This window comes from Bizionia sp., assembly GCF_048259285.1.
GTDB lineage: Bacteria > Bacteroidota > Bacteroidia > Flavobacteriales > Flavobacteriaceae > Algorimicrobium > Algorimicrobium hallyeonense.
Genome location: NZ_JBLXHU010000061.1, coordinates 1 through 8389 on the forward strand (window position 1 = coordinate 1; position 8389 = coordinate 8389).

Below are 8389 nucleotides of genomic sequence, written 5' to 3' on the forward strand. Positions count from 1 at the left end.
TATTGATGAATCCCATTTTCGCCACTTTCAATTTTTGTAATGTCTCCACCAATTCTGTCGTCATAAGTTCCATTTAAACCTATCCAAAAAGTTGTTTTTTCTGAAGGATAATAAAAGAATTTGGGGTTAAAAGACAACGAAGTTGTTTTGGGAAGATTGCTGAAACCATCATCTTCTGGGTCATACACTTTTTGGTAATGACCAGAACCGTATAGAGAAATTCCAAACTTTTCATTGCGTTTGCTGTAAAATACATTCGCTGTACTACCCAACGCTTGTGTTTGGGTTAGCATTATATCCAAAGCAGGTTCTTCCTCAGGTGTTTTTGAAACCATATTTATTAATCCCGCAATAGCTCCACCACCATAAAGTGTAGAAGAACTTCCTTTTATTATCTCAAATTGTTGTAGGTCTAGAGGCGGAATTTGTAAAATACTCAAACCACTTGAAAATCCACCATACAAAGGAAACCCGTCTCTTAGAAGTTGAGTATATCTACCGTCAAGGCCTTGAATTCTAATGTTGGTGTTTCCACTACTTAACGAGGTTTGTTGCATTTGTATTCCGGTACTTTCACGAAGTACCATTGAAATATTGGTTGGATTCATTACTGCTTTTTCGCCCAACTCTTCCACACCTATAAATTCTATTCTCGTGGGTATTTTTTTAACAGTTCGTGTACTTCTTGAAGATTGTATAACGACTTCATCCAATTCATTTCCTCCCGATTCGAGCTTGAAAGAGAACTCTTTTTTTGTGCCAACCTCAATAGTGGTTTCAATGGTTTTAAAACCTACATATGAAATTTTTACGGTTTGGTTTCCATTTGGGATTTCTGTAAATGTGGCAATTCCGTCAAAATCTGTTACTGCTCCTTTCTCTAATTCTTCAAAATATACAGTCGCTCCCAATAATGGCCCATCTGTTTCGGCATCGCTCACAGAAATGGAAATATCACTCGTTTGTGCGAATGATATAATTGATAACATTAAAAATAATGTGTTTAAAAATACTTTTTTCATTTGCTTATTCTGGTTTTTAAGAATATTGCAAATGTATTTAGCATTTACCGCAACTCGATTGCAAAGATTATCTGTTGCAGTTGTCGCACAGGCCTTTCACGACCATATTTGCTTGTTGCAACTTGAAATTTTTTGGAAGTTGAATATTGGGAATAGGAACGTCGAAAAGACAAAACGTTTTGTCGCAGTTAGTACAATAAAAATGATAGTGCAAATCTTTTGGGTCGCAGTTACAGCCTTCCGCACAAACTGCATATTTGGTCATTCCAGAGCCATCTTCAATGCTGTGGATAACTTTGTTTTCCTCAAATGTTTTTAGTGTTCTGAAAATAGAACTTCTATCCGTATAGGGCAGCGCATTTTCAATATCCTTTAATGATTGAGCTTTTTCTAGGCTTAAAAGATGGCGTAGAACAACCGTTCGTACTGCGGTGTTTTTTACTTTTTTTATTTTTAGGATTTCTTCTTCCGTTTGCATTTTCCTAATATATCATTTTTTAGAGTATTGTCTTTTCAGCAACAACTTTTGTTTTCTTGAATCGGCGGACAAGGCACAGTTCCGTAAGAACAATAAACACAACAATCTCCTTCATTTGGTTTTAGAACCGTTTTGCAACTCTCACATTCATAAAAGAATTGACAGGATTCCGTTGGCATTTCTTCTACTTTTTTATGTCCGCAGTTTGGGCAAGTTATTTCAGATGTCAATATAGTTTCCATTATTTTTCTTTTTTGTCGGTCACGTTATAACCTGTAGAATTAATTGCTTTCTCAATTTCCGCTTCATTGGTCTTGGTTTTATCAAATTCAATGATTGCATTTCCACTTTCGTATGATGCTTTTGAGCTCACGATTCCGCTGAGTTTATTTACTTCGTGGTTTACGTGTTCCTCACAACCCGCACAGGTCATTCCACTAATTTTAAATTCAGTTGTTTTAATATCCGATTTATCTACTACGATAATGTGTTTTGCCGTGTCTGGGTAAAAAATTCCTGAATAGTATGGAAATGCCAACATTACTATTGCAAATACAGTTATAATTCCTAAAAAAGTTTTGGACTGTGTGAATTTTGGTTTTTCGTCTGTCTCACATTCACAATCGATTTCCTTTTTAGGCTTTAGCATTTGATACCAGGCAAAACAAAGAACTAAAATTGTAAGCCCGATTAGGTAAGGTCTAAAAGGTTCTATCCAAGAGAATGTTGAAGCAATCCCACTTGTTCCTGCGATAAGAGCCAAAACAGGCGTAATACAGCATAAGGAAGCTGTAATTGCAGTTAGCAAGCCTGCTCCAATTAATTTATTTTCACTTTTCATATTGCTTCTAAAACTTTGTTCTTATCAAGTATAGCGAAAAACGGATTGAGTAGTTTTTCATATTCAGCGGTCAATGAGTAATAAATCGTTTGGGCTTCTCTATCGGTTTCTAATAGATTTCGGTCTTTCATTTTTCTCAAATGCTGGGAAATGGCCGAAATATTCATTCCAAGAATATCACTTAAATCACAAACGCAAAGCCTATCTTCTTCAAAGAGTAGGTATAGTATTTTAAGTCTTACGCTATTCCCAACTAATGAAAGTCCATTCGCCAAATAGTCGAACGATTCGTTTAATTCCGAAACCGTGTCTTTGCAACGATTAATTTGTTCTAAATCGGCTTGTTGTCTTATGCAAGAATTATTGTCCATAAAGCAAAGTTACATTATTTTCTTATTTAAGCAAACACTTAAATAAATATTATTTAATATAGCAATTATTTGATTAATAGAACTGCTAGAAACAAATGGCAGTAGTCTAGTTTCTAAAAGACTTATATAATAAAACTACTTCTGCAATAAATTGTAGTACAATAGCTTTTAAACTTTTTGTCAACTCTAAAAATATATCTTTCATAATAGTATTAGTTTTTAATAGATAATAAAATGGCTAAGGCAATTAATTTGATATTCTTAGAAGCAGAAATATAACTGCTTTCATCCCTATTACTCAAAAAACCCAGTTCCAAAAGAACCGAAGTACAATAGTCAATAGTTTCACGTAGTACTTGAAAATTGGCAAACTTCACACCTCTACTTTTATATCCTATGGCTTTGCAAAGTGCTTTTTCAATTTGATAACCTGTATAAATAGATTCTTTGGAATTATTTGTTCCCTTTTGTGAAGCATAAACTTCTATCCCTCTTGCATCTGGATTATCTGAATGATTACAATGTAGAGAGACAAATAAATCAACTTTTAGAGCTTTGGCCAGCTTGGTTCTATCCGATAGTGAAATGAGTGTATCACTATACCTGGTTAAATAAATATCCAAAGGTTTATCTAAGTCATTATTTAGCTTCAAAATGGCATTTGCAATATCCAATACAATATCCTTTTCTTGGATTTTATTGATGCCTATGGCACCAGTATCTTTTCCACCGTGACCAACGTCAATTATAATTCGTTTTTGAGTACTTGTTTCTTGTCCCAAAACGATACACATTTTTAGAAGCAAAAAGACAAAACTGACGTTTTTGAGCACTTTTTTCATTTTAAGTTTTTAGGTTATCAACAATTTCCCTTCAAAAAGTCATAGAATTTGATGCCAAATAACAGCAATTAAATTCAATTGATTTCAAATAATATTTTTTTCACAAATATTTGATTTTCAGTTATTTATGTACAAATATATGTAAATTTCAGAAAGAGAAAATGAATAAAAAATTTAAACAGTTTTATTATGAAAAAATCAATCTATTTAGCAACTTTTTTATCGTTGCTCTCAACATCACTTTTTGCACAAATTGGTGGCATTGAAGATTCCGTTAATGATGTGGGCGATACCATACGTACCATATTTCCAATTTTACTTGGTGTCATTTTTTTAGTTGGTTTCCTGTTTAATGCAGGACATTTCTTTGGGGAAAACGCAGACCTTAAAAAAGGGATTACTAGAGTACTTGTGTTTGTTTTGATTGCTGGCGCAGTTGTCGGCATCTTCACATACTTAATAGGCATCGTTGTTTAAGATGAAACGTTTCGAGGTCTATAAAAACATTAGGAAACGGGCGGTTATTTTTGGGCTGCCTATTTCCCTGTTTGCGTTAATGATGGTTTCCATTTTGGCTTCGCTGCTCATCATAATCTTCTCTTTCAGCTTCGGGATAATAATTGGCATACTCGTTTTCAATGCTGCCTTGTACGTAGCCTTAACGAGAATAACGCATAACCCACAAATTTTTCAGATGGCTAATGCTTTTCCGAGAATAATAAGTAACAAAAGAAACTCTGGCTTCAACTATGAACAAGATTAATCTTTCAGCATATCAACCTATTGTAGATATTCAAGACAATATCATATTTGCCAACAATGGTAATGTTGTCCTGTGCTATGAAGGTACGTTACCAGAAATTTATTCACTATCCGAAAAAGACTTTGAAGATATACACGGTGCTTGGTTTCAGGCTTTGAAATCATTACCTATTGGTACTGTAGTGCAAAAGCAGGACATATATCTTAAAAAAACATACAATTCAGAAGCACTTCCCAATACAACGTTTTTAGAAAAAGCGACACACGACCATTTCAAAGGACGTGATTATATGGAACATCGTTGCTTTTTGTTCTTTACGCTCACTAAGAATAAAGCGCTGAACAATTCAAAATATGTCAACCCTTTCTGTAAAGTTTCCAAAGGGATTACACAACAATTGGATGACAACGTTAAGAGCTTTGTCGGTTCTGTTAGTGATTCTGTTTCCTTCATAAACAATAGTCGAAAAATGAAATTTGCTTCGCTTAAAGCGAAAGATATTCAGCAGTTAACGAATGGATATTTCAATGGTTTTAATGAAGGGTTTGACACCGATATCATATTAGATAAAAAAAGCGTCAATATTGGCGAAAACCATTTTGATGCCCTGGCTATCAATAGCGAACTGTGCTTTGGCGAAAGTGTACAGAGTAGCAAGACCAATGAGAAATTTACTTCTGACGATTTTGTGTTTCATCAAGGGTTTATTGATGGCTTAGGGCTTACGCTTAATGAAAATCATATTGTCAATCAAATCCTTTATCTGGATGACAAACAGAAGTGGCGCAAGCTACTGGATAAGAAAGTTGAAGAACTTAATAAAAGTTCCAACTTCGGTTCGCAGAATAAAGTAGTCCTCGGTAAAATTCAGCATATCCTTGACCAAATCAACGCTGATGATAATGCACGTATTATTCGAGGTCATTTAAACATCATCTATTGGGACAAGAACCCAGAAAATTTAAGTCGAATCGGTTCAAAAATAAAGACCGAGTTTAAGGAACTAGACATTATTCCTTACTATCCTAGAGGTGAGGAACGAAAGAATTATATCCTAAATAGTTACTGCTGTTTTTCTTCAAACTTTTCAAATAACGATTTATATGTTACCGATTTAAAACACGCTTTATGCCTGTTCATCAATAACACCAATTATAATTCTGATACTACCGGAATCATCTTTAATGATAGGGAACATAATGTGCCTGTTCTTAAAGATGTTTGGGACGAACGCAAGAAGCGCATTAAGGCAAGAAACTTTGCCATTTTTGCACCTACTGGCGAAGGCAAGTCCTTTTTGGCAAATAACATTCTGCGCCAGTATTTTGAAAGTGGTGTCCGCCTGGTCATAATTGACCTTGGTGGATCCTACACCAAATTTGCCAAACTCTATCCCGAAAAATATACTGTGCTTCGCTATGAAAGTGGCAAAAATTTAGGCATCAATCCTTTTTATATAAGTGATAAAAATGACCTAACACCAGAACGTTTGGAAGACTTGTCCGTTTTCTTGTTTGAACTTTTCGCCTCAGATTTAAAAGTTACCAAAGCACAATCGGTTTCGGTTAAAAAGATATTACGCCATTATTACAATAATACTTCAGAAAATCATTCCTTAGATGGTTTCTACAACTTTATAGAGAGGAATCAGAAAGACCTTCTGGACACCTTAAAAATCCATCCCGACTACTTCAATATTACAAGCTTCTTGCACGTAATGTCCGAATATGTCGGCGATGGTCTATACAGCTTCCTTTTTGAAGTAAGTGAAGACCAGACCTATAAAATTGAGGATAAACGATTGATTGTTTTTGAGCTGGATGAAGTAAAGGATAACAAGGAAATCTTGTCCGTTATGTTGAAGTTGATTAAGTCAGCCATCCAAAGAACGATTTGGAAAAACAGAGCTGAAAAAGGCATCATACTTTTCGATGAGTTTGCAAAGCAACTGAAGTTCGAAAACGTACTGGAAAGTGTTGAATTCTACTATCAAGCGATTCGTAAACAGAATGGTGCGATAGGCATTATTCTTCAATCCATAAATCAGCTTCCCAACAATTCAACATCGGCAAGCATACTAGAAAACACACAAGTCATTTATAGCCTAAACAATGAAAAAGGTTATGACGAATTGGTCAAAAGGCTCAATCTATCTAGCCACGATTTAAATCAATTAAAATCCATCAAAAACAATCTTTCTGGACCACGGAAGTATACAGAAATGTTCATCAAAATAGGAAAGGAAAGCAACATTTTTAGGCTTGAAGTTCCTCAAGAAGTGTACGCAGCCTACCTAACCGATGGACAGGAAAACGAGGCCATAATGGCCATTTATGAAAAGACCAATGATATGGAATTGGCTATTAAAGAATTCACATCTAAAACATAATATTATGAAAACAAAAATCAAAACAATCTTGTTCGGGCTATTCTTAATGGTTGCCCTTTTATTGCCTAGCGGTGCGACCGCCCAGGGAATGCCAGTTTATGACAATACCAACTTTGTAAGTTTGGTAAAATCGCTAGTGGAATCAGCAAAACAAACCTCACAACTTATCAAGTCCGTAAAGTTCTTGAAAGATGCAAAAGAAAGTATTGAGAAAGTATCAAGTGTGGTACAGCAACTCAGGGCGGTTCAGGAAATAGCACAGAACAATCAACGCCTTATCAATGTAATGCAAAATGATTTGCAGGATATTTTAAACTCGCCTTACATCAAGCCCGAGGAAGTTACACGGGTTGCAGAATCATTTGATGCCATAGTCCAAAACTCTTTGGACACGGTTGATTTTATGGGCGAAATATTATCTAGCGATAATCTTAAAATGTCTGATGCCGAACGTGCTGAAGTCCTAAAGCAAAAAGAACAGGAATCAAAAGAAATGGTTTCCAATATCAAGACAAAAACTAAGCGCTATCGTGATATCATTTCCTTTAGAAAAATGCAGGATAAAGTGAATAACCGAGAAACAGAATATTAATAATGACCGCAACCATACTTTTAGGGATTGGACTGGAATACGTTGACGCAGTGTTTCAAACCATACAGAACAGCAGTTTCTCGCAATATACTATTGCAGGAATGAAAACGCTTGCCGTTTTGTTCTTTCTGGTCAATATCCTTAAAAAATACAATGAAGGCATTGCGGATAAAGATGGTTATACTTGGGGATTAAGCCCAGGGGAATTGACCAAGAATTTTGCTGTTGTTCTTCTGGTCATATTTTCAACACAGGTCCTGGGCTTTTTCGATAGTATCTTGGTTTCTATTGAAGCGCAATATCGTGGTACAGCACCAGCTTTATTGCCTTTACAAATGCAGGATATTCCTATTGAAGAGGATGTAAGTATCATCGAGGTTGCACAAGCGGCAATGACGCTGTTATACGAAGCCTTGGTCACACCACTTTACGGTTTCAAAATATTCGCATTCATCATAAGCCTTTTTCTTTGGATTCTGGATTTGTTCATCTATCCACTATTTCTTGCTGAACGCTATTTCCTTTTGGGTATAATGCAAGCCTTCTTCCCGCTCGTAATAAGTCTGGCGGTTTTTGAAAAATTCCGTTCGCTTGCTTATACATTTTTCAAATTGTACGCTGCTGTCTATATGTTGGTGCCGGCTTTCTTTTTGGTCAATGTATTTGTAAATGCACTCTATACTGAAATCAATACGAACTTCTGGACAAACCTTTTTGGGACAGATGTTGGCCAGGGCTTTTTTGCGCCTGTGGTTCAGCTTGGTTCAGTTGGTTTCATTGTTTTTCTAAAATTCAAATTATACAAACGTGCCACATCATTTACCCTCAGATTATTTACCAGTTAATTCCAATAACAATGAAAACACCTTATAAAAATATCTATGCAGTCTTAAAATTGAACAGATTTATCGTGTTGGCAGTTGTCATTTTTGCAATGCTATCCAGCACCTTTTCACTATTTATGGTATATAAAACGAATAAAGAAACTCTTAATAGTGCCTTTGCCATTAATACTGATGGAAGTATTATTCCCCTGAAGCTCGTAACCCAAAAAGAAAACTTCAAGGTAGAAGCGTTAGCCCATTTAGACC

At 35.4% G+C, this 8389-nt stretch carries 10 protein-coding genes and 1 pseudogene; 5 read left to right on the plus strand and 6 right to left on the minus strand.

The window, feature by feature from the left end:
- The 6 genes from ACN0QX_RS14465 to ACN0QX_RS14490 form a co-directional block, all read right to left on the minus strand.
- The coding region (locus ACN0QX_RS14465; RefSeq protein WP_417197972.1) for a TonB-dependent receptor at positions 1 to 1022 on the minus strand (1022 nt) is incomplete at its 3' end.
- A 67-nt stretch (positions 1023 to 1089) separates the two neighbouring features.
- Complete coding sequence (locus ACN0QX_RS14470) at positions 1090 to 1500, minus strand: Fur family transcriptional regulator (protein ID WP_246906203.1); 411 nt, start codon at positions 1498 to 1500, stop codon at positions 1090 to 1092.
- Between the two features lie 35 nt (positions 1501 to 1535).
- Entirely contained in the window at positions 1536 to 1742 is a 207-nt protein-coding gene (locus ACN0QX_RS14475) for a GDCCVxC domain-containing (seleno)protein (RefSeq protein WP_073240407.1), read from the minus strand.
- The gene (gene merTP, locus ACN0QX_RS14480) at positions 1742 to 2341 is read right to left on the minus strand and encodes a mercuric transport protein MerTP (RefSeq protein ID WP_073240406.1); all 600 of its coding nucleotides are present in this window, start codon (positions 2339 to 2341) and stop codon (positions 1742 to 1744) included. The genes ACN0QX_RS14475 and merTP overlap by 1 nt, the downstream gene beginning before the upstream one ends.
- Positions 2338 to 2712, minus strand: a complete 375-nt coding sequence (locus ACN0QX_RS14485; protein ID WP_246906207.1) for an ArsR/SmtB family transcription factor — start codon at positions 2710 to 2712, stop codon at positions 2338 to 2340. The genes merTP and ACN0QX_RS14485 overlap by 4 nt, the downstream gene beginning before the upstream one ends.
- 212 nt (positions 2713 to 2924) lie before the next feature.
- The gene (locus tag ACN0QX_RS14490) at positions 2925 to 3554 is read right to left on the minus strand and encodes an N-acetylmuramoyl-L-alanine amidase family protein (protein ID WP_417197976.1); all 630 of its coding nucleotides are present in this window, start codon (positions 3552 to 3554) and stop codon (positions 2925 to 2927) included.
- 189 nt (positions 3555 to 3743) lie between these two features.
- Between ACN0QX_RS14490 and ACN0QX_RS14495 the strand changes: the two genes are divergently transcribed.
- The 5 genes and pseudogenes from ACN0QX_RS14495 to ACN0QX_RS14515 all read left to right on the plus strand — a co-directional run.
- Positions 3744 to 4031, plus strand: a complete 288-nt coding sequence (locus ACN0QX_RS14495; RefSeq protein WP_073243663.1) for a hypothetical protein — start codon at positions 3744 to 3746, stop codon at positions 4029 to 4031.
- Between the two features lie 272 nt (positions 4032 to 4303).
- Positions 4304 to 6706 carry a TraG family conjugative transposon ATPase gene (locus ACN0QX_RS14500; RefSeq protein ID WP_303507631.1) on the plus strand — a complete coding sequence of 801 codons (2403 nt, stop codon included), beginning with the start codon at positions 4304 to 4306 and terminating at the stop codon, positions 6704 to 6706.
- Between the two features lie 4 nt (positions 6707 to 6710).
- Positions 6711 to 7298, plus strand: a complete 588-nt coding sequence (locus ACN0QX_RS14505) for a conjugal transfer protein (RefSeq protein WP_303507633.1) — start codon at positions 6711 to 6713, stop codon at positions 7296 to 7298.
- Between the two features lie 2 nt (positions 7299 to 7300).
- Positions 7301 to 8143 (plus strand): hypothetical protein, encoded by an 843-nt coding sequence (locus tag ACN0QX_RS14510; protein ID WP_303507634.1) that lies wholly within the window; start codon positions 7301 to 7303, stop codon positions 8141 to 8143.
- An 11-nt stretch (positions 8144 to 8154) separates the two neighbouring features.
- Positions 8155 to 8389 (plus strand): annotated as a pseudogene (locus ACN0QX_RS14515) (conjugal transfer protein TraK); the annotation flags it as partial.

Bases quoted from the DNA above. Each gene is read 5' to 3' on its own strand.
- merTP (WP_073240406.1), bottom strand. From the start codon at position 2,341: ATGAAAAGTGAAAATAAATTAATTGGAGCAGGCTTGCTAACTGCAATT.
- ACN0QX_RS14500 (WP_303507631.1), top strand. From the start codon at position 4,304: ATGAACAAGATTAATCTTTCAGCATATCAACCTATTGTAGATATTCAA.
- ACN0QX_RS14490 (WP_417197976.1), bottom strand. From the start codon at position 3,554: ATGAAAAAAGTGCTCAAAAACGTCAGTTTTGTCTTTTTGCTTCTAAAA.
- ACN0QX_RS14505 (WP_303507633.1), top strand. From the start codon at position 6,711: ATGAAAACAAAAATCAAAACAATCTTGTTCGGGCTATTCTTAATGGTT.
- ACN0QX_RS14510 (WP_303507634.1), top strand. From the start codon at position 7,301: ATGACCGCAACCATACTTTTAGGGATTGGACTGGAATACGTTGACGCA.
- ACN0QX_RS14495 (WP_073243663.1), top strand. From the start codon at position 3,744: ATGAAAAAATCAATCTATTTAGCAACTTTTTTATCGTTGCTCTCAACA.
- ACN0QX_RS14485 (WP_246906207.1), bottom strand. From the start codon at position 2,712: ATGGACAATAATTCTTGCATAAGACAACAAGCCGATTTAGAACAAATT.
- ACN0QX_RS14475 (WP_073240407.1), bottom strand. From the start codon at position 1,742: ATGGAAACTATATTGACATCTGAAATAACTTGCCCAAACTGCGGACAT.
- ACN0QX_RS14470 (WP_246906203.1), bottom strand. From the start codon at position 1,500: ATGCAAACGGAAGAAGAAATCCTAAAAATAAAAAAAGTAAAAAACACC.